This window comes from Candidatus Nitrotoga arctica, assembly GCF_918378365.1.
Lineage (GTDB): Bacteria > Pseudomonadota > Gammaproteobacteria > Burkholderiales > Gallionellaceae > Nitrotoga > Nitrotoga arctica.
On record NZ_OU912926.1, the window covers coordinates 1,952,490 to 1,972,935 of the forward strand.

The window sequence follows — 20,446 nt, forward strand, 5'->3', positions numbered from 1 at the left end:
AATGATCAACATTGAAATTGACGGCAAGCACATTGAAGTCGAAAACGGATGCTCTGTGATCGATGCGGCGGATCGGTTGGGTATTTATATTCCCCACTTTTGTTACCACAAGAAATTATCCATCGCAGCTAATTGCCGCATGTGTTTAGTGCAGATCGAAAAGGCGCCTAAGCCGCTGCCCGCTTGTGCCACGCCAGTGGCCGAAGGCATGAAAGTTTTTACTGCCTCCGAGCAAGCTGTGAAAGCGCAAAAAGGTGTAATGGAATTCTTACTGATTAATCACCCATTGGACTGCCCGATATGTGATCAGGGCGGGGAATGCGAGTTACAGGATCTAGCGGTCGGCTATGGTGGCAGCGCCTCGCGTTACAACGAAGAGAAACGCGTCGTGTTGCACAAGGACATCGGCCCCTTGGTAGCTGCCGAAGAAATGAGTCGCTGTATAAACTGTACCCGTTGCGTGCGTTTCGGCATCGAAATTGGTGGCGCGATGGAACTGGGACAAGCTTTCCGTGGTGAAAATGCGGAAATTATGGCTTTCGTGTCCGATACGGTAGATTCCGAACTGTCCGGCAATATGATAGACCTCTGTCCGGTCGGTGCGCTCACCAGCAAACCATTCCGCTATAGTGCCCGCACTTGGGAGCTATCGCGCCGTAAATCTATTAGTCCGCATGATAGTTTAGGTTCCAACCTGGCGGTGCAGGTCAAAAACAACCGCGTGATGCGTGTGCTGCCAATTGAGAATGAAGATGTCAATGAGTGCTGGCTGTCCGATAAAGATCGCTTTAGCTACGAAGGGTTGAACTCAGCTGAACGTCTTACCAAGCCGATGATCAAGCAGGGCGGGAAATGGCTGGAAGTAGAGTGGCAAGTTGCGCTGGAGTATGTGGCTAACGGGCTGCGCCAAATTGCGCATGAGGCGGGCGGGGAATGCATAGGCGCGTTAGCTACGCCACATTCCACACTGGAAGAGCTCTATTTATTGCAGAAACTGGTGCGCGGCTTAGGCAGCCATAACGTGGATTTCCGTCTGCGACAGTCTGATTTTGACGCCGACAGCAAGCAGACCGGTGTACCTTGGCTAGGTATGGCAGTGGCAGATATTAATCATGTTGACCGCTTCCTGCTAGTGGGCAGTTTCTTGCGCAAAGACCATCCGCTTCTGGCGTCACGCGTGCGTCAGGCAACGAAGAAGGGCGCGCAAGTTAATCTGATACATGCTGCCGATGACGATCTGCTGATGCCAATCGCCAACAAGGAGATAGTTCCACCGACCGAAATGACTACGGTATTGGCGCAAGTGTTGAAGGCGCTAGCCATAGCCAAGCAGGCGACTCTGGATACTAGCGTGCAGCAGGTCATACAGTCTGTAACGCCATCAGCCATCGCGCAGGCAATGGCTGATAGTCTTGCCAGCGGTGAGCGTGTTGCCGTTTTGCTCGGCAACTTCGCGCAGCAGCATCCACAAGCGTCACAACTGCAACTGCTGGCACAGCACATTGCCGCGCTCTGCGGAGCAACATTTGGCTTCTTCGGCGAAGCAGCCAACAGTGTGGGTGGGTATTTGGCGCAAGCGGTGCCTTTCGCCGGTGCTGCACATGGCATGAATGCCTCCGCGATGCTAGCTGCGCCGCGCAAGGCTTATATCTTGCTCAATGTAGAAGCAGAACTGGATACGCAGAACCCGCAGCAGGCATTAGCTGCGATGGATGCCGCAGACATGGTTGTGGCATTGAGCGCTTACAAACACCATGCTGTCGAGTACGCCGATGTGTTGTTGCCGATTGCTCCATTTACGGAAACCTCTGGGACTTTTGTCAGTTCCGAAGGGCGTGCGCAAAGCTTCAAGGGCACAGTTCAGCCCTTAGGCGAGGCACGTCCAGCATGGAAGGTGCTCCGCGTCTTGGGAAACCTGCTTAATATATCTGATTTTGATTACAACAATAGCGAAGCAGTTCGCGATGAAGTTCTAAGCGGCACAGACGTGTCTGCCAAACTTGGCAACGTCTTGCATGGTATGTCGGCGCAAGCTACAACTTGGAATATCGCTGGGTTACAGCGCGTCAGCGATGTGCCGATCTATGCCACTGACGCCATTGTTCGCCGCGCCGCTTCACTACAAAAAACCCGAGATGCCGCCATTCCGCATGCGCTGATGCATAGCGTGGAACTGGAAAAGCTCAACCTACGATCCGGGGAGATGGTCAAGTTAACGCAAGGGCATGGCAGTACGCGGCTATCTATAATCGCAGATGACAGTTTGCCGCATGGCGTTGTGCGCGTGGCTGCGGGCCATGCCGTAACGGCAGAACTGGGCGCAATGTTTGGAGCTATTATGGTGGATCGCGCATGACAGAACTGCTGCAGTACTTGCAAAATCTGCTTGGTGTCGCTTGGCTTCCGCTCTGGACATTGGTCAAAATTCTGGTCATCGTTGTGCCTATCATGCTAACTGTGGCATATCTGACTCTGGCAGAACGCAAGGTGATTGGCTATATGCAGGTACGCATCGGTCCTAATCGGGTCGGTTATTTTGGGCTGCTGCAACCGCTCGCCGACGGCCTCAAACTGCTGCTCAAAGAAATTATCATCCCGTCTGGGTCGAATAAATTTCTGTTCGTAATCGCGCCTGTCCTTGCGCTGACGCCTGCTTTGGCGGCTTGGGCAGTCGTCCCGTTCGCCGATGGCATGGTACTGGCCGACATCAACGCCGGTTTGCTCTATATCCTGGCAATGACATCACTTGGCGTGTACGGCATAATCATCGCGGGTTGGGCATCCAACTCTAAATATGCCTTCATAGGTTCATTACGCTCGGCCGCACAGATTGTGTCCTACGAAATCCCCATGGGTTTTGCCTTGGTATGTGTGCTAATGGTCTCGCAGAGCATGAATTTAGGTGACATAGTACTGGGTCAAAAAAGCAGCACGGGCTTGTTCGGCTGGTATTTTATCCCGTTGTTCCCGATGTTCGTGGTGTACTTTATCTCAGGTGTAGCGGAGACCAATCGTGCGCCCTTCGACATGGCCGAAGGGGAGTCTGAAATTGTGGCGGGCTTCCACGTAGAGTATTCCGGTATGGCGTTTGCGCTATTTTTCTTGGCTGAATACGCGAACATGATTTTGATTGCCATACTCACCGCAATTATGTTCTTGGGCGGTTGGTTGCCTCCATTTGACATTGCCCCATTTAATTTACTACCGGGCATATTTTGGCTACTAGCCAAAACGTCCTTTGTGCTGTTTCTATTTTTATGGTTCCGTGCCACCTTCCCACGTTATCGCTACGACCAGTTAATGCGCTTAGGTTGGAAGGTATTTATTCCTCTCACGCTGATCTGGGTAGTAGTCATTGGTGCTTGGATGCAAACTCCCTATTGGCTATGGTAACAGCCAAGGATATAAAATAAATGGAAAAGATCACAAATTTCTTCAAAACTTTCCTGCTGCTGGAGCTAGTGAAAGGCATGGCCTTGACCGGGCGACATTTTTTCGCACGCAAAATCACAGTGCAATTTCCAGAAGAAAAAACACCACAAGGTTTTCGTTTTCGTGGCCTGCATGCGCTACGTCGTTATGCTAATGATGAAGAACGCTGTATTGGCTGTAAATTATGCGAAGCGGTATGTCCGGCGTTAGCTATCCATATTGAAACCGAGGAGCGCGCTGATGGTACGCGCCGGACCACACGCTATGACATTGATTTGGTCAAATGTATTTTTTGCGGTCTATGCGAAGAATCGTGCCCGGTGGATGCCATTGTAGAAACTCGCATTCTGGAATACCACGGTGAGAAGCGCGGCGACCTGTACTACACCAAGCCGATGTTACTGGCAGTGGGCGAAAAACATGAAGAGCAAATTGCCAAGGATAGGGCATTAGACGCAAAGTACCGTTAAGAGCATCTTTAAATCACTGTCATTCCTATGAAGATATGTATCCAGCTCGTTATTTTAAAATGATACTACTGAAACCTGCGTTGAATTGGCTCTTCGTAGGCGGGAATACTCGTTTCAATGATTATATAGGTGACCTTCATGGTTCCAAACACAGTTAAGGGTTTGAGAATATGTTGATGAGTTTTAATACATTAGTTTTTTATATGTTTGCCGCAATTACCGTGTTTGCCGCGCTGCGCGTAATTACTGCACGCAACCCGGTACATGCTGCGTTGTTCTTGGTGTTGGCTTTTTGTAGCTCGGCTGGCATCTGGATATTATTGGAGGCGGAATTCCTAGCTATTACCCTTGTTCTAGTGTACGTCGGCGCGGTAATGGTGCTTTTCCTGTTTGTGGTAATGATGTTGGACATTAATCTGGAGCAATTGCGCGAAGGTTTCTGGCGCTGGTTTCCGTTCGGTGCAATGCTGGCCGTCGTCATGGTATTCCAAATGATATGGGTACTGGGCAACCGCCAAACGGCTGAAACTGGTGCAAAAGTGATCAAGCACGCTGCCAATTACAGTAACACCAAAGAGCTTGGGCGTTTGATTTACACCGATTATGTTTACCCATTTGAGCTGGCGGCGGTACTTCTCTTAGTGGCGATTATAGCGGCCATCGCACTCACCTTACGCCGTCGTAAAGATGCTAAATCGCAGGAACCGAATAAGCAGGTGTTAGTGAAGAAAGCAGACCGCCTTCGTATTATATCGATGGTGGCAGAAGGTAAAGAGGACAGCGCACAGTAGTAGGTAAAATATACCACTGCATCATTGCTACAGAGGTATGAATCTAGTGTTTTTTTACAAAAGGTGATGTTGAATTATTAATCGCCTTGGATGACTGATCGCAGTGTAGCGGCATCTGTCGTGATTACATGAAGATTCAATAAGGAAAGTATATGTTGAACTTGAGTTTGTCGCATTATTTAGTATTCGGAGCAATCTTGTTTGCTATTGGCGTGGTGGGCATTTTTCTAAACCGGAAGAATATCATCGTACTATTGATGTCGATTGAATTGATGTTGCTCGCAGTAAATACAAATTTTATCGCCTTCTCACATTATCTGAATGACATATCTGGACAAATATTCGTGTTCTTTATCCTCACCGTGGCTGCCGCTGAAGCAGCTATCGGCTTAGCGATTCTGATAGTGTTATTTCGTAACCTGCGTACCATCAACGTAGATGATCTCGGCAGCTTGAAAGGCTAACAGCGCAATGAGTACTATGGAAAATCTGTATTTGCTGGTTCCTTTGGCTCCCTTGGTTGGCGCAATTCTAGCCGGACTATTTGGCAAACTACTGGGGCGGACATGGACGCATCGCATTACTATTCTACTGGTGGCTGTGTCTTTCGTTGCCTCACTGCTGATTTTTAAGGATGTCATGGCAGGACATACATTCAACGGCACAGTTTATCAATGGATGACCGCTGGTGATACGCGGTTCGAGGTCGGTTTCCTGATTGACCGCCTAACCGTAATGATGATGTTGGTGGTGACTTTCGTTTCCTTGATGGTACATATTTATACTATAGGTTATATGGTTGACGATGCTGGCTATCAACGCTTCTTCAGTTATATTTCGCTGTTTACTTTCTCCATGCTAATGCTGGTGATGGCCAATAACTTTCTCCAGCTGTTTTTTGGCTGGGAAGCGGTCGGTTTAGTATCTTATTTATTGATTGGTTTTTGGTATACACGCCCTACGGCAACTTACGCCAACCTCAAGGCTTTCTTAGTCAACCGCGTGGGGGATTTCGGTTTTTTGCTCGGCATCGGCTTGGTGCTGATGGTGTTTGGCACACTGGATTATGCTTCAGTATTTGCCAGCTCGCACCTTTACGCCAACGACATAGCGCCGATCCCTGGTGTGTCTTGGAATGTAATTAGCGCGATCTGTATCCTGCTGTTCATTGGTGCGATGGGTAAATCCGCGCAGTTTCCGCTGCACGTCTGGCTGCCGGACTCAATGGAGGGTCCAACTCCAATTTCCGCACTGATTCACGCTGCGACGATGGTGACCGCCGGAATCTTTATGGTGGCGCGCATGTCACCGCTGTTTGAACTATCCGACACTGCGTTATCCTTTGTTATGGTGATCGGCGCTATTACTGCGCTGTTCATGGGCTTCCTCGGCATTATTCAAAACGATATTAAGCGTGTGGTAGCCTATTCCACGCTGTCGCAACTAGGTTACATGACGGTAGCACTAGGCGCCTCTGCTTATTCAGTGGCGATTTTTCATCTGATGACCCACGCTTTTTTCAAAGCGTTGCTTTTCCTTGCCGCTGGTTCGGTGATTATCGCCATGCATCATATTCAGGACATCCGCCAGATGGGAGGTTTGCGTAAGTATATGCCGATCACTTGGTTCACTTTTCTGATCGGCTCGCTGGCGTTAATTGGCACCCCGTTCCTATCCGGTTTCTATTCCAAAGACAGTATTATCGAAGCGGTGGCGTTGTCGCATCTTCCCGGATCTGGCTTTGCCTACTTTGCAGTGGTGGTTGGAGTTTTCGTTACGGCCTTCTATTCGTTCCGCTTGTATTTCTTGGTATTTCATGGCGAAGAGCATTTCGACAAAGCGCATTCTGTTGCGCATAGTTCTCCACATACATCTCAAGACGACCACGTGGGCGTTCATGTTGCCCACGACGACGATCATCATGGTTTAGCTCCAGGCCAGAAGCCGCACGAAACCTCATGGGTAGTCTGGATGCCTTTGGTGTTACTCGCGATCCCTTCTGTGATCATTGGTTACCTTGCTGTCGAGCCGATGTTATTTGGCGACTATTTCAAGGGTGCAATTTTTATCAACCACGAGTTGCACCCGTCCATGGAAGAACTGAGACACGAGTTTCACAGCGCTTGGGCCATGACAATACATGGGCTATCTTCTCTACCATTTTGGCTGGCAATGGCCGGGGTAGTAATGGCGTGGGTTTTTTACCTGAAAATTCCGAGTATTCCTGAAGCGATCAAACAAAAATTTAGTTTCATCTATACAGTGCTGGACAACAAGTATTATTTTGACCGTTTTAATGATTGGTTCTTTGCCTCTGGCGCCCGTAAGACGAGCCGCTTCTTATGGAAATTTGGCGATATAAAACTGATTGATGGCCTAATGGTAAACGGCACTGCGCGTTTGGTCGGCATGTTCTCCAACGTATTGCGCCGCATTCAGACCGGTTATATCTACCACTATGCGTTTTCCATGATTATCGGCGTGTTTCTGCTGCTTACGATACGCACTTGGTTCGAATAATACGCACAGCGAGAAACTGAAGGAATAAGCATGATTTTTGGATTTCCCCTATTAAGCGTTGCTATCTGGCTGCCCATTATTTTTGGTATGCTGGTTCTAGCCACTGGCAACGATCGCAATGCACCGTTAGCGCGTGTCATTGCACTTGTTGGTTCAATTCTTGGCTTTGTGGTTACTATTCCGCTGTATGTTGGTTTTGACAAGATGACCAGTGCCATGCAGTTCGTCGAATTGCATAACTGGGTTACCCATTTCAACATCCACTATCACCTCGGCGTAGACGGCATTTCAGTGCTGTTCGTCCTGCTTAACAGTTTCTTTACTCCGCTGGTTGTAATCGCTGGCTGGAAGGTAATCGATAAGCGCGTAGCGCAATATCTGGCTGCATTCCTCATCATGTCCGGCTTGGTCAATGGCGTATTTGTCTCGCTCGACGCGGTGCTGTTCTATGTGTTCTGGGAAGCCATGCTGATCCCGATGTTCATCATTATTGGTGTATGGGGCGGTTCTAATCGCGTTTATGCAGCGGTCAAGTTTTTTCTGTACACCTTTTTTGGTTCGGTGCTGATGCTAATTGCACTGCTATACCTGTACATCCAGTCCGGTGGTAGCTTCGCGATTCTCGATTATCACCAGATGGCTATCCCGATGACTGCGCAGATATTGATATTCATCGCCTTCTTTATGGCATTCTCGGTAAAAGTACCCATGTTCCCAGTACACACCTGGTTGCCCGATGCCCACGTAGAAGCGCCTACCGGTGGTTCCGTGGTACTGGCGGCGATCCTGCTGAAAGTTGGAGCGTATGGCTTTATTCGCTTTTCCATGCCTATCGTGCCCGATGCCAGCCATTACCTTGCTGGCGTGATGATCGCGCTGTCGCTAATCGCAGTGGTCTATATTGGGCTGGTTGCATTGGTCCAAACTGACATGAAAAAGCTGGTGGCGTATTCCTCTATTTCACACATGGGTTTCGTTACGTTAGGTTTTTTTATTTTTAATGCCTACGGTATGGAGGGCGCACTGTTACAGATGATTTCGCATGGCTTTATATCAGGTGCGCTATTTTTGTGTATAGGTGTGTTATATGACCGTATGCATACACGCAATATCGCCGACTATGGCGGCGTAGCCAACAAAATGCCAGTATTCGCCGCATTCTTTATATTATTTGCCATGGCAAATGTCGGACTGCCCGGCACCAGCGGTTTTGTCGGTGAATTCATGGTGATAATGGGTACGGTCAAAGTTAATTTCTGGTACGCCTTCGCTGCCGCTAGCATACTGATTTTCGGTGCGGCCTACACGCTGTGGATGGTAAAACGAGTGATCTTCGGCGCGGTGGCCAACCAGCACGTAGCGCAATTAACCGACATTACTTTGCGCGAAAAGCTAATGTTCGTTATTTTGGCACTGACTGTACTGGGCATGGGCCTGTATCCACTACCCTTCACCGAAATCATGCACGCATCCGTAAACGACTTGCTGGTACATATTGCCCGCTCCAAGTTATAAGCTATCACCAACCGAGGAATTTATGAGTTACTTGTCCACCCTATCCTCCGCCTACGCAGAAATTTTTCTGCTGGTGATGGTGAGTTTGATCCTGATCGTGGATCTGTTTGTCACTAGCCCTAATAAAACGCTAACCTACATATTGGTGCAACTGACACTTCTAAGTTGTGCACTGATTACCGTGGTGACCCATGAACCAGGCGTGGTTCACCTTTTCAATAATATGTTCGTGGACGACTTAATGTCCGATGTACTCAAACTATTAAGCTACCTCACTGTATCCATGGTGCTGGTATATTCACGTAGCTATTTGATATTGCGCGGACTATTCACGGGCGAGTTCATGGTACTTACATTATTTGCCCTGCTCGGCATGATGGTGATGATTTCAGCTACCCACTTCCTTACTCTGTACATTGGGCTGGAATTACTGTCACTCAGCCTATACGCGATGGTCGCGCTGCAACGCGATTCCGCCACTGCCACTGAAGCAGCGATGAAATATTTCATTCTAGGCGCACTTGCTTCCGGCTTGCTCTTGTACGGGATGTCCATGTTATATGGCGCTACCAGCACGCTTGAAGTTGCTGCGATCTCCGATGCCATCACGCACGGTGTGGAAAACAAGGCACTGCTCGTGTTCGGCTTGGTATTCATTGTGGCAGGTCTAGCTTTCAAGCTTGGCGCCGTTCCATTTCATATGTGGGTGCCAGACGTTTACCACGGCGCACCAACTGCTGTAACCATGCTAATCGGCTCCGCGCCCAAGTTAGCCGTCTTCGCTTTCGTTATGCGAATTTTGGTGGACGGTTTGCAGCCGCTGGTGATGCACTGGTCCGGTATGCTAGCTATCCTCGCTGTGCTGTCTATGGCTATTGGCAACATTACCGCTATTGCACAGACTAACCTTAAACGCATGCTGGCTTACTCCACTATCGCGCATATGGGCTTTTTTTTGCTAGGCGTATTGAGTGGGGGCATTGATGGTTACAGTTCCGCCATGTTCTACGTAGTGATTTATGTATTAATGAGCCTTGGTGGTTTCGGTATGATTATGCTGCTATCGCGTGAAGGTTTCGAGGCGGACATGCTCAATGACTTTAAGGGACTTAACCAGCGCAGCCCGTGGCTCGCGTTCATGATGCTTATACTAATGTTCTCTATGGCAGGGGTACCCCCAACGGCAGGCTTCTACGCCAAACTTTCTGTTTTACAGGCAGTAGTGGGCGCCGGGCACGTTCTTCTTGCTGTGATAGCGGTGCTATTCTCGTTAATAGGCGCATTTTATTATCTGCGTATCGTCAAGTTAATGTATTTCGATGCCCCAGAAACTCATCTCCCTATTTCCATCCAGCCTGACAACGGCTTGCTGATTTCCATTAATGGGCTGGCGATATTGGCCTTGGGTATTATGCCCAGCGCATTGATAACGGTATGCGCAGTGGCGGTGCAAAAATCATTGATGTTGCATTAAATATATCTGCAATGTCGAAAATAAAAATTTGATGGTTATCCCCGCTTGTGCCGGTTGCTGGTTTCCAGCGCAAGCACAAATCCATCCGTTATCATCCGGACAATTGACCTGCTTATCTTGAGGTTTGGGTATTTGTCATCTCCCAGAAGCGATTTAATCAGATATGTACTTAATTAATAAAATTAAATACAATAAATTAAACAAATAAACAGGGTTTACCAAGGTGAACATTCAGTGAACGTCATCTCGATTTCTTTGCTTACTACATTATTGCTAATACTTGCTAATTCTGAAACGCAGGCAGCTGGCAATAAGAACAAAGCTGCTACACCTTCGGTGCCGAAAAAAGAATCAACACCAAAAGATGGATTACTGTTATTACAGAACGCTGCTGCACAGGGAGTTGCTGAGGCGCAATACAATTTAGGTTGGATATATTCCAAGGGTGAAGGCGTGCCCAAGGATACTACCAAGAGTTTTGAGTGGTTTCAAAAAGCTGCTGCTCAGGGACATACCGAAGCGCAATTTTTCCTCGGCGTAATGTATGCCAAAGGTGAAGGAATATCCAAGGATTCTGCTAAAGCAATTGAGTGGTTTCAGAAAGCGGCTGCTCAAGGGCATGCTGAAGCGCAATTCTTCCTTGGAGTAATATATACCTATGGCGAAGGCGTAACCAAGGACGTTGCAAAAGCGATGGAGTGGTATCAGAAGGCAGCTGCTCAGAGCCATATTGAAGCGCAATATAACCTCGGCTGGATGTATTCTAATGGCGAAGGTGTACTCAAGGATGCTGCCAAGACTTTTGAGTGGTTTCAAAAAGCAGCTGTTCAGGGACATGCCGAAGCGCAATACAATCTAGGCATGATGTATCGAGATAATGAAGGTGTACCCAAAGATGCTACGAAAGCCATTGAATGGCTTCAAAAAGCGGCTGCTCAGCAGCATGCCGAAGCGCAATACACTCTAGGCTTGATGTATCGAGATGGTGAAGGCGTACCTAAGGACTCTGCGAAAGCCACCGAATGGCTTAAAAAAGCGGCTAGTCAAGGACATGCCAAAGCGCAATTCTTACTCAACGCGTAAGGATGTCCTGAATTTTGTGTAAACGAAATTTGTTTATGCCGCGGGATCTGTTCCCCAATATTGGATAAGTAACAATCAAGCGCACCTTTGCAGTCCTTGATGAGCTTCTCCGCTTTCCCATCTTTGCTTAAACAGATTGCAACACTTGTAACGGCGATATCTGCGCCACACGGCGCGTAGCCAGCCATCCTGCCAAGGTCACTGTAACGATCCCACCGCCCACACCAACCAACCAGATTAACGCGCTGGGATGATAAGGGATTTCCAGAACTTTAATTGCCAATACCCAGCCCAGCAAAGTTCCACCTGCGGCTGCGAATAGGCCACTCAATGCGCCTAGCACGGCAAATTCAGTCAGGTGTAATCGCCGCAAATAACGACTGTCGGCCCCCAATGTACGCAGGATAGCGGCCTGTTGAATGCGTTCATCTTGCGTAGCGAGCAGCGCAGCATATAGCACAGCCAAGCCACTCAATAGAGTAAATAAAAAGACCGCGCTCATGGTTTGAGCTATCTGGTCCATGATTTGGCGCACTTGTTCAATCACCGCATCGGTGTCTATCAGTAGCAGATTGGGGAAGGCTTTGATCAACACATCGCTAGCCTGCGCCTTATCAGCTGGCAAATAGAAGCTGGTCAAATAACTGGCCGGATAATCTATCAGCGTATTAGACGCAGTGATTACGTAAAAATTTACCTGCATGGAATCCCACTGTACCTTGCGCAGGTTTACCACTTGCGCACTGAACGGGCTGCCCGCCACGTCGTAAGTCAGGGTGTCGCCCATGTTAATACCCAACGTTTTGGCTATTCCCTCTTCCACGGACAACACCGATGACGCACCCTGCTTCCACCATGCACCCTGTACCAAGGCATTATCAGTTGGCAAATGATCTGACCAGGATAGATTGAATTCGCGTTCCACTAGCGCACGGGCACGCGTCTCGGAGTAATCGTTCCCGCTGATCGCGTGATTGTTGATTGCTATCAGCCGCCCCCGCACCATGGGAAATAATTGTGGCGCAGGTAATTGCTGCTCTGTGAAGAAATTTTTTATCGCGGAACGCTGATCGGGCTGGATATTGACAATAAAACGATTCGGCGCATCCGGCGGCATGCGCCCGCGCCAACTTTCCAACAGGTCGGCACGCACAAAAGTAAGCAGCAGTAAGGCCATGCCGCCTAGACTGAGTGCCACAATTTGCAGCGCATTAGTGCGCCCGTGCCTGGCCAAATTCGCAAAGGCATGGCTCCCACGCAGGGGTAGCCATGCCAAAGTGTGCACGGCAAGCCAGGCCAGCAGGCCGAACAACAGCATGCCAGCTGTCACCCCCCCCAACACGGTCAAGCCCAGCTTGAGTGAACCGGCCTGCCATAGAAATAACCCGCTGAGCACCGCAGCGCCTGACACATACAGCAAGCCGGTGCGCGCCGGAGGCATGCCCAATTCACGGCGAATAACACGCAACGGAGACACTCTTTTTAACTGCCACAACGGCAAGAAAGCAAAACCAAGTAACAGCGCCATGCCGCTGGCCGCAGCCTGCCACAATGGCAACCAACCAGGCGAGGGCAAAGCAGCCTCACTCATACTCTCAATGGACTGCACCAGCGCAAACTGAGCCGCATAACCGAGCAAATCACCCAACAATACGGCAAATATGCCCAGCAGCAAAAACTGGTACATAAAAATGCGTAATACCTGCGCCTGCGTGGCTCCCAAACAGCGCATCATGGCGCAGGTGTCGAGATGACGCATGATGAAATGGCTCGCGGCCAGCGCCATAGCCACACCTGCCAGCACTACGGCAGTAAGCGCTGCCAGCCCTAAAAAATGTTCGGCACGCTCCAACGCAGTTCGAATTTCCGGACGCGCATCGCGCACGTCCTCCAACTTTTCACCCACTACCAGCTGTCCCTTTAGCCAGACACGCAAGTTGACAAGCTGTGCCGAATCCCCTGCAAACAGAATTTTATAGCTGATACGGCTACCAGGTTGGACTAGGCCGCTAGCAGGCAGATCGGCTGCATTTATCTGCACACGCGGCGCAAAACTGGCGAAGCCGACAGACTGATCCACGTCACGTACCATGCGCGCAGCCACGCGCATGTGCAGCGCGCCAATAACAACTTCATTACCCAGCTGCAAGCCCATGCGTTGCAGCAAACGCTTATCCGCCCATATTGTGCCGGGTGCCGGTATGCCTTGCGCGACATGCTGCGTACCATCGTCAATATGGATTTTGCCGCGTAGCGGATAGCCTTCTTCCACCGCCTGAATTTCCGCCAGCACGTTTTGCTGATCGTAAACCACCATGCTGGGAAAAGTAGCAATTTCAACCACGCGTAGACCCCGTTGCAGTGCGGCTGCCCGATAAGCTGGCGGGAATGGATGTGTAGCGACAAGGCGCAGATCGGCACCCAGAAGACTAGTAGCTTCCTGCTGCAGAGCCAGGCCAACCCGATTGGCAAACAGTCCCACTGTAGCAATGCTGCCCACCGCCAGCACCAAAGCAATAAGCAGTACACGCCATTCTCCAGTGCGCCAGTCCCGCCGCAGCATGAGCCATGACAAATGCAACGTATTCACGGCACAATCCGTCCTGCGGCCAAATGCAGCTGCCGCCCACACTGTTGCGCCAACACATTATCATGAGTCACTAATATAAGAGTGGTGCCCTGCGCACCGTTTAACTCCAGCATCAGATCAATGATCTGACCACCCGTGGCGGCATCGAGATTGCCTGTAGGTTCGTCTGCAAACAGGATTTTTGGCTGCACAACAAACGCGCGCGCCATCGCCACGCGCTGTTGCTCACCGCCGGACAAATGTTTGGGTAAATGGCTCAGACGCGCGGCCAGGCCCACGCGCTGCAAGGCAGCTGTAGCACGCTCGCGCGCATCTGATGCACCGTGCAATTCCAGCGGCAGCATCACGTTTTCCAGCGCGGTCAAGGCTGGCAGCAACTGAAATGATTGGAAAACAAAACCTGCCAGACGACCACGTAAACGCGCGCGTTCATCCTCATCGAAAGAAAAAATATCAACCCCGTCGAGGTATACTGTCCCGCTACTGGGCACATCCAGTCCGGCTAACAGTCCCAACAGAGTAGACTTACCAGAACCGGACGCACCCAGGATAGCAAGACTATCACCCGGCTCGACGGTAAAACTGACCTCGTGCAAGATAACAAGAGGCTGTCCACCACTTTCTACTTGCTTACCCAGATTCATTGCCCGCAAAATAGACGCCATGAAACTTCTCACTTTCTTTAAATCAGTTTTATTATGTGCGTGTTGCCTGCTATCTGGGGTGAGTGGCGCACAACAACAAACCATACTGGTGTTTGGCGATAGTCTATCAGCGGCGTATGGCATTCCACGGGCATCGGGCTGGGTCAACCTGTTGCAGCAAGAAGTACAACGCAGCCATCCACAATATAAAGTAGTTAACGCCAGCATCAGCGGCGAAACAACCAGTGGCGGACGGCAGCGTATTGCCCCAGCCTTGCGTCAGCATTCCCCCAGTATTGTCATTCTAGAACTGGGTGCCAATGACGGCCTGCGCGGCACATCTATCGCCGATATCGAGACAAATCTCAGCGCTATTATTCAACAATCACGAAAAAGTAACAGAAAAGTGCTGCTAGTGGGAATTCAGTTACCACCCAATTATGGCAAAAACTACACCGATCAATTCAAGGCACTCTATTCCCGGCTGGCGCAGCGCCACAAGGTGGAGCTGGTTCCGTTCATGCTGAAAGATGTTCAGCCGGAGCAATTTCAGGCCGACAACTTGCACCCCACAGCGTCGGCGCAAGCGCAAATCCTTCAGACTATTCTGGACAAACTGAAACCCTTATTGCAGACGAACCACTTCTAATGGCGTAGTGTTTAACGAAGTTTGATGCCAGCCTGAGTAGATAAACCCGGGAAAGCGCTCGCCATTCCCGCGCCGAAACGCTTGGCGAGCCGCTCTGCAATCCCCTCATGGGTAGTGAAATCGACAATATCCTCTGCCTTGATTACATCGCGCGCCACGCTTTCCATATTACCCATACCATCCGCCAAACCCAGCTCAATGCTCTTTTGTCCGGTCCAGATCAAGCCACTGAATATATCTGGTGATTCCTTCAGACGCTTGCCACGTCCATGTTTCACTACCTCAATAAATTGCTGGTGAATTTCGGCAAGCATATTTTTAGCATGTTCCTGCTGTCCAACATTAACTGGCGAAAATGGGTCCATAAAACCCTTGTTCTCACCCGCCGTCATCAAGCGGCGCTCCACACCCAGCTTATCCATCGTTCCAGTAAAACCGAAACCGTCCATTAACACACCAATTGACCCAACCAGGCTCGCTTTATTGACAAAAATTTTGTCCGCCGCCGCCGCCACATAATAACAACCGGAAGCGCATATATCCTCAATCACCACATACAACGGGATCTTTGGGTACTTGGCACGTAAACGGTGAATTTCATCATTAATATAACCCGATTGCACCGGACTACCACCGGGGCTATCCATTCGCAAGATCACCCCTTGCGTGTGACTATCCTTGAATGCATCCTGCAGGCTGGTCATGACACTGTCAGCATTGGCTGCGGTCTCTGCCGCAATCACGCCATGCATATCCACCAGCGCGGTATGCTTGCCGCTTAACGGCGACTCGGATTTCCCTATCCAGCCCAGAAACAGAAATAGCAAGACACATAAATAGCCAAACGTCAACACCTTGAAAAAAATACTCCAGTGGCGCGCCCGGCGCTGCTCCTGAATGGCCGACATAGCAAGCTTCTCCAGCACGCCACGTTCCCAGTTGCTATTTTGTTCTGACATAATTATCCCTTAATAAAAACTGCACCCAGTATATCAGGCGTATTCTTTAAACCATGCACGCAGTCCGACAAAATCGTCCAGCAATGCCAGCGGTTCCAGACTACGCAACTGATCTACCGGGTGCGCGCCGTGCGTCATGCCAATCGCATCCACACCGGCGTTACGCGCCATCTGCAAATCATGCGTAGTATCACCCACCATCAACACACGCTGCGCCGTAACTCCAAGCTCATCCATAATTTCCAGCAGCATCGCTGGATGCGGCTTGGAAAATGTTTGGTCTGCAGTGCGGGTAGCATGGAAGTAAGACTCCATCCCGCTTGTCTGCATGGCCCGCTTTAACCCCTGTCGGCTTTTGCCCGTCGCCACTGCCAGCAAGTGCCCCGCAGCGTGCAGCTCCGCAATTGTCTGCTGCGCTCCCTCGAACAATGGAATAGCCTCATCCTGCGCAAGGAAATGATGGCGGTAACGTGCCACCAAATCATCGCGCTGATTCTCCTGCAAATCCGGCACGGCTTGGCGCAGCGCCTCATGCAACCCTAAGCCAATTACATACTTCGCAACGGCATCGCTAGGCTCGGTTAAGCCCAAATCCCGACATGCAGCCTGGATCGAACTCGCTATTACTGCTGTGGAGTCCATCACTGTGCCATCCCAATCAAACACAATTAAATCATAACGTTTCGCCATAGAAATCCACCAAAAATGAGGCGCGGATATTAGCATTTTTGCCGACATCACTATCAAGCATTTCCTCTGAATACTACCCGCTTGGCATTACGCGCGATGAAAACAACTCAACAATCAAATTCAAGTAACGCGGTAATCTAAAAAAAACAGTCAACCCGTTTACATAGCGATCCACTAAGAATAAATAATTGGTAAAACTCCCTATAAGCATCAACTCCAATACTATGCACTTTAGCAGTTTATTTTAGCGTGTTAACTACCGAAAATAGGTTGGGCAACTTGAGGTGTCAATTTTTACCATAGGTTTCATACAATGAAAAAGCTATCAATACTGGCCATATGTTTACCGACCCAAGCACTTTGGGCAGGATTAACAGCTAAGGAAGCGCTGAATAATTCACCCCGCCAGAGACCCCGGGGTGAGTTTTGCGGTTTTGGTCGAGAATTAGCTTGTGTTTGGCATGAATCGCGACGATTTTCGAGTCATTTTCTTCATTCCCGTTTTCAGAACGTACCTTGAGTGTGTGCGTTGAGCAACCACCGGCGAGCCAGCATCAAATTAGCAAAGCCGAACAGCGAGAACAACTGGGCGGTATTTTTAGCCAATCCTTTGTAGCGCGCCTTGCGATGACGAAACAAGTTCTTCACCACATGGAAGGGATGCTCGACTTTGGCACGAATGCTGGCTTTGGTATGTTCAATCCTCTCCAGCAGTTCGCCCTCTGTCGTGTTGGGCAATGCCTTGCGTTTTCCCGGTCGTATCGCGACATGCCAGGTCACGGGTAGCGCCAGGTTCTCTTCCCGCTTCTCGACTCCTTGATAACCTGCATCGCCAAAGACGTCGGTTTCGCCACCGTGCAGGAGTGCCTGGGCTTGGGTGATGTCGTGAACATTGGCCGCTGTGCCGATGACGGTATGGACGAGTCCTGACTGTGCATCAACACCAATGTGCGCTTTCATTCCAAAATGCCACTGGTTGCCTTTCTTGGCTTGGTGCATCTCGCTGTCCCGCTTTTTGTTTTTGTTTTTGGTCGATGGCGCCGCTGCGATCAGTGTGGCATCGACGATGGTGCCTTCCCGCAGAAACAGGCCCTTCTCGGCGAGATGGGCGTTGATCGTATTGAAGATTGATTCGGTCAGTTGATGCGCTTCCAGCAAATGACGGAGTTGAGGAGGGTGGTGGCATCCGGTGCTGCTTCGCGACCCAGATCAACACCGACAAAGCGACCGATGGCCTGACTGTCGTAAAGCGCATCTTCTGTCCCTTCATCAGATAACCCAAAGCATTGCTGCGCGCTATATATGCGCAGCATCAGAACCAAGCCAATGGGCGGTCGACCCCGCCCACCGCTGCTCGGGTAATACGGCGCAATCGCTTTTTCCAACTCGACCCACGGCGTGACTGCTTCAATTTCACTCAAAAATCGATCCCGGCGGGTCTGCTTCTTCTTAGCAGCGTATTCCAGTTCAGAAAAACTCGTTTGCATCACTTTCTCCCCCTGAAAATCAGTTCAGTGACATTCTCTCAGATTGACGAATTATTCCAACCAGTGCGCGGGAATAAATCAGTGTTTCCCTAAGTCATTACCCTCAACAATACCGGCCAGGTCGAAGGGAGTGGGAGTGCCGGAATATTTGATAAGCCAAAAGTCTCATGTTCGAGTGTCGGAATTTTTTACACTCTCGCTCGGAAATCTTTCCGACGAATAACTGTCATCTGCGACACAAAGTGCTGGGTTTCAGATCACCGCATGAAGTATTATTTGAGGTGGAGATGCGCTACACCAAGCAAACTTGAATCCGCCCATCCTTAAAAGCCTCTTATGCCTGTCGAAAAACTTTACATGCCGGGAGTGGTAAAAATTCGCCATAATCAATAATAAGATGATTATTAACAATAATTATAACATGGCATGCATTCTGCTTGATACATCAACATTATCTTTTAATAAAATTCGGCTATGTCAGTCATGGGTCAACAAAGGAGAGAGCAACTATGAAGAAGCGATTACTTTACACCGTGGTTCTAGCCTCGGCATTGTTTGTGCCTACTTTCGCATCGGCCAGCGTCATTCAGGTCGACGGTTTCGGCGCGGGTGGTTGGAAATCGGACGACACCCGCAGTGCGACCGGGACCAACCTCGTCGGCACCAATAACACCCATGCCGGGAGACCGGGTCAGGCGCCGACCGCCGCAGACGACACCGCCATAGCGACGCAAATCCAGTTCGTCGCCGGTCCGGCCGGTTCCACGTATGGTGGGGCGGTCAGCATGGACGGCACGTCATCGAACTCGGGTAAGTCAAATTTCAGCGTAATCAACACGACGACGGGTTTTGACGCCGCATCCAACCTGGTTGGACCGACGTCGACATTCATCGCCACCTACGACTGGTACGGACAACCCAATCCGACCACGCGTACATTGGCCCTCAAGCTCGGCATCCAGTCGACCGCTTGGGGTACAGGTGTCGGGGAGTCTCAAAACGGTTTCACCGCAACGCGCTCTGGCGAGTCGGTGTGGGACCTGGTTCTTGTGTTTCTTCCGGCCACCTCCGATAACGCGTGGACGACCGTCAGCACGGACCACGATTCCGGTAACTGGAATTTGTTCCGTCAGGCCGGCAATGGATTCTTTACAACCGCCCCTGACACGGTGGCCAAAACGCTCGACGCCTGGGCCGCCGACGCGACCTACGGTTCACTGCTGTTCGGCGCTGACGCGCTGGTTACGAGCGTCCAGTTCGGGCTCGGCAGCAGCCAGAGGGACTCCATCGCGTACGTCGATTACCTACAGACCAACCTGCTGAACGGTGGGGATGTAATTAACTTCGGGCCCGCCGCGGTGCCCGAGCCCGGCAGCTTGGCGTTACTGACTCTCGGACTGGCCGGACTGGCGATGCGACGGCGCAAAGTCGCTGCCTGAGAGCGACTCCGATCACCTGAAGCTCGATAGGTTGGGCTGAATGAAATGAAGCCCAACACATCACAGGGGTGGATAACCAGATGCGTTACCGACGTGCCGATGCAGCGGGAGGCACATACTTCTTCACTGTTAATCTGGCTGAACGGCGCTCCAATCTTATTGGTGGGGCATATCGATGACCTGCGTGCGGCCATGAAAACGGTGAAAGACGCGCATCCGCTATTCTGACGATGGTGGTATTACCAGAATACCTGCATGCGATATGACGCTTGCCACCGTGTGATGCCGACTATCCACTGCGCTGGTCGCTCATCAAAGCCGGGTTCTCGCGGCGGCTGGCAAAAGGCGAGCATATTCGTGCCAGCCGCCAAACCAAGCGTGAGCGCGGCATCTGGCAGCGGCGGTATTGGGAACATCAAATTCGGGATGAGATCGATATTGCGCGGCACGTCGATTACATTCATTACAATCCCGTAAACATGACTGGGTCACTCACCCTGTTGATTGGCCACATTCAACATTTCATGGCTACATTGAGCGGGGATTGGCAGCATCGGATTGGGCTGGACAAATAGGTGATGGAGTAGATGGTGAATGGTGAGATGTTGGGCTTCATTTTATTCAGCCCACCTACTGAGCTGCTCCACCTATTTTGCGCATATTTCACAGTTGTCATGGCCCTTCCCCAATCTTAGGTTGCACT

At 50.3% G+C, this 20,446-nt stretch carries 18 protein-coding genes; 13 read left to right on the forward strand and 5 right to left on the reverse strand.

The window, feature by feature from the left end; all coding sequences use genetic code 11:
* Position 1: 1 nt before the first annotated feature.
* From nuoG to MKZ32_RS08930, 9 genes are all read left to right on the forward strand, one after another.
* Positions 2-2,356, forward strand: coding sequence for an NADH-quinone oxidoreductase subunit NuoG (nuoG, locus tag MKZ32_RS08890; protein WP_239796947.1), 2,355 nt, complete (start codon positions 2-4; stop codon positions 2,354-2,356).
* 8 nt (positions 2,357-2,364) lie between these two features.
* Entirely contained in the window at positions 2,365-3,393 is a 1,029-nt protein-coding gene (nuoH, locus tag MKZ32_RS08895; RefSeq protein ID WP_420887761.1) for an NADH-quinone oxidoreductase subunit NuoH, read from the forward strand.
* Between the two features lie 20 nt (positions 3,394-3,413).
* Positions 3,414-3,902, forward strand: coding sequence for an NADH-quinone oxidoreductase subunit NuoI (gene nuoI, locus MKZ32_RS08900; protein ID WP_239796949.1), 489 nt, complete (start codon positions 3,414-3,416; stop codon positions 3,900-3,902).
* Between the two features lie 176 nt (positions 3,903-4,078).
* The gene (locus MKZ32_RS08905) at positions 4,079-4,693 is read left to right on the forward strand and encodes an NADH-quinone oxidoreductase subunit J (RefSeq protein WP_239796950.1); all 615 of its coding nucleotides are present in this window, start codon (positions 4,079-4,081) and stop codon (positions 4,691-4,693) included.
* 152 nt (positions 4,694-4,845) lie between these two features.
* Positions 4,846-5,157: an NADH-quinone oxidoreductase subunit NuoK gene (gene nuoK, locus MKZ32_RS08910; RefSeq protein WP_173052582.1), complete on the forward strand. Its 312-nt coding sequence runs from the start codon at positions 4,846-4,848 to the stop codon at positions 5,155-5,157.
* Positions 5,158-5,164: 7 nt separating this feature from the next.
* Positions 5,165-7,213 carry an NADH-quinone oxidoreductase subunit L gene (nuoL, locus tag MKZ32_RS08915; protein WP_239796951.1) on the forward strand — a complete coding sequence of 683 codons (2,049 nt, stop codon included), beginning with the start codon at positions 5,165-5,167 and terminating at the stop codon, positions 7,211-7,213.
* Positions 7,214-7,243: 30 nt separating this feature from the next.
* Positions 7,244-8,728, forward strand: a complete 1,485-nt coding sequence (locus MKZ32_RS08920) for an NADH-quinone oxidoreductase subunit M (protein ID WP_239796952.1) — start codon at positions 7,244-7,246, stop codon at positions 8,726-8,728.
* A 22-nt stretch (positions 8,729-8,750) separates the two neighbouring features.
* Positions 8,751-10,202, forward strand: a complete 1,452-nt coding sequence (gene nuoN / locus MKZ32_RS08925) for an NADH-quinone oxidoreductase subunit NuoN (RefSeq protein WP_239796953.1) — start codon at positions 8,751-8,753, stop codon at positions 10,200-10,202.
* Positions 10,203-10,436: 234 nt separating this feature from the next.
* Positions 10,437-11,285: a tetratricopeptide repeat protein gene (locus MKZ32_RS08930; protein WP_239796954.1), complete on the forward strand. Its 849-nt coding sequence runs from the start codon at positions 10,437-10,439 to the stop codon at positions 11,283-11,285.
* Between the two features lie 127 nt (positions 11,286-11,412).
* Here the strand turns inward: MKZ32_RS08930 and MKZ32_RS08935 are convergent, their stop codons facing one another.
* Positions 11,413-13,875, reverse strand: a complete 2,463-nt coding sequence (locus tag MKZ32_RS08935; RefSeq protein ID WP_239796955.1) for an ABC transporter permease — start codon at positions 13,873-13,875, stop codon at positions 11,413-11,415.
* Positions 13,872-14,540 (reverse strand): ABC transporter ATP-binding protein, encoded by a 669-nt coding sequence (locus MKZ32_RS08940; protein WP_239796956.1) that lies wholly within the window; start codon positions 14,538-14,540, stop codon positions 13,872-13,874. Before MKZ32_RS08940 ends, MKZ32_RS08935 begins: the two co-directional genes overlap by 4 nt.
* On the opposite strand from MKZ32_RS08940, the gene MKZ32_RS08945 reads away from it, so the two are divergent.
* On the forward strand, positions 14,539-15,168 hold the full coding sequence (locus MKZ32_RS08945; protein ID WP_239796957.1) for an arylesterase: 630 nt from the start codon (positions 14,539-14,541) through the stop codon (positions 15,166-15,168). The two genes, MKZ32_RS08940 and MKZ32_RS08945, sit on opposite strands and share 2 nt — an antisense overlap.
* 11 nt (positions 15,169-15,179) lie before the next feature.
* Here MKZ32_RS08945 and MKZ32_RS08950 read toward each other — a convergent pair whose 3' ends face one another.
* From MKZ32_RS08950 to MKZ32_RS08960, 3 genes are all read right to left on the reverse strand, one after another.
* Positions 15,180-16,127, reverse strand: coding sequence for a S49 family peptidase (locus tag MKZ32_RS08950; RefSeq protein ID WP_239796958.1), 948 nt, complete (start codon positions 16,125-16,127; stop codon positions 15,180-15,182).
* A 33-nt stretch (positions 16,128-16,160) separates the two neighbouring features.
* On the reverse strand, positions 16,161-16,817 hold the full coding sequence (locus tag MKZ32_RS08955; protein ID WP_239796959.1) for an HAD-IA family hydrolase: 657 nt from the start codon (positions 16,815-16,817) through the stop codon (positions 16,161-16,163).
* Positions 16,818-17,321: 504 nt separating this feature from the next.
* Positions 17,322-18,304 (reverse strand): IS5 family transposase gene (locus tag MKZ32_RS08960; RefSeq protein WP_420887726.1). Its coding sequence is split into 2 segments (ribosomal slippage): positions 17,322-17,986 and positions 17,986-18,304, totalling 984 coding nucleotides; the frame shifts between segments, so codons are not numbered across the junction.
* A gap of 509 nt (positions 18,305-18,813) precedes the next feature.
* On the opposite strand from MKZ32_RS08960, the gene MKZ32_RS08965 reads away from it, so the two are divergent.
* The 3 genes from MKZ32_RS08965 to MKZ32_RS08975 are packed head-to-tail and all read left to right on the forward strand — an operon-like array spanning position 18,814 to position 20,318.
* Positions 18,814-19,743 carry a PEP-CTERM sorting domain-containing protein gene (locus MKZ32_RS08965; protein WP_239796960.1) on the forward strand — a complete coding sequence of 310 codons (930 nt, stop codon included), beginning with the start codon at positions 18,814-18,816 and terminating at the stop codon, positions 19,741-19,743.
* 45 nt (positions 19,744-19,788) lie between these two features.
* Positions 19,789-19,971, forward strand: a complete 183-nt coding sequence (locus MKZ32_RS08970; protein WP_239796961.1) for a hypothetical protein — start codon at positions 19,789-19,791, stop codon at positions 19,969-19,971.
* Positions 19,972-20,012: 41 nt separating this feature from the next.
* Positions 20,013-20,318: an REP-associated tyrosine transposase gene (locus MKZ32_RS08975; RefSeq protein ID WP_239796962.1), complete on the forward strand. Its 306-nt coding sequence runs from the start codon at positions 20,013-20,015 to the stop codon at positions 20,316-20,318.
* Positions 20,319-20,446: the final 128 nt, after the last annotated feature.

Bases quoted from the DNA above. Each gene is read 5' to 3' on its own strand.
- MKZ32_RS08965 (WP_239796960.1), top strand. From the start codon at position 18,814: ATGAAGAAGCGATTACTTTACACCGTGGTTCTAGCCTCGGCATTGTTT.
- MKZ32_RS08920 (WP_239796952.1), top strand. From the start codon at position 7,244: ATGATTTTTGGATTTCCCCTATTAAGCGTTGCTATCTGGCTGCCCATT.
- MKZ32_RS08950 (WP_239796958.1), bottom strand. From the start codon at position 16,127: ATGTCAGAACAAAATAGCAACTGGGAACGTGGCGTGCTGGAGAAGCTT.
- nuoN (WP_239796953.1), top strand. From the start codon at position 8,751: ATGAGTTACTTGTCCACCCTATCCTCCGCCTACGCAGAAATTTTTCTG.
- nuoI (WP_239796949.1), top strand. From the start codon at position 3,414: ATGGAAAAGATCACAAATTTCTTCAAAACTTTCCTGCTGCTGGAGCTA.
- nuoK (WP_173052582.1), top strand. From the start codon at position 4,846: ATGTTGAACTTGAGTTTGTCGCATTATTTAGTATTCGGAGCAATCTTG.
- MKZ32_RS08945 (WP_239796957.1), top strand. From the start codon at position 14,539: ATGAAACTTCTCACTTTCTTTAAATCAGTTTTATTATGTGCGTGTTGC.
- MKZ32_RS08970 (WP_239796961.1), top strand. From the start codon at position 19,789: ATGAAGCCCAACACATCACAGGGGTGGATAACCAGATGCGTTACCGAC.
- MKZ32_RS08955 (WP_239796959.1), bottom strand. From the start codon at position 16,817: ATGGCGAAACGTTATGATTTAATTGTGTTTGATTGGGATGGCACAGTG.
- nuoL (WP_239796951.1), top strand. From the start codon at position 5,165: ATGAGTACTATGGAAAATCTGTATTTGCTGGTTCCTTTGGCTCCCTTG.
- nuoG (WP_239796947.1), top strand. From the start codon at position 2: ATGATCAACATTGAAATTGACGGCAAGCACATTGAAGTCGAAAACGGA.
- MKZ32_RS08940 (WP_239796956.1), bottom strand. From the start codon at position 14,540: ATGGCGTCTATTTTGCGGGCAATGAATCTGGGTAAGCAAGTAGAAAGT.
- MKZ32_RS08905 (WP_239796950.1), top strand. From the start codon at position 4,079: ATGAGTTTTAATACATTAGTTTTTTATATGTTTGCCGCAATTACCGTG.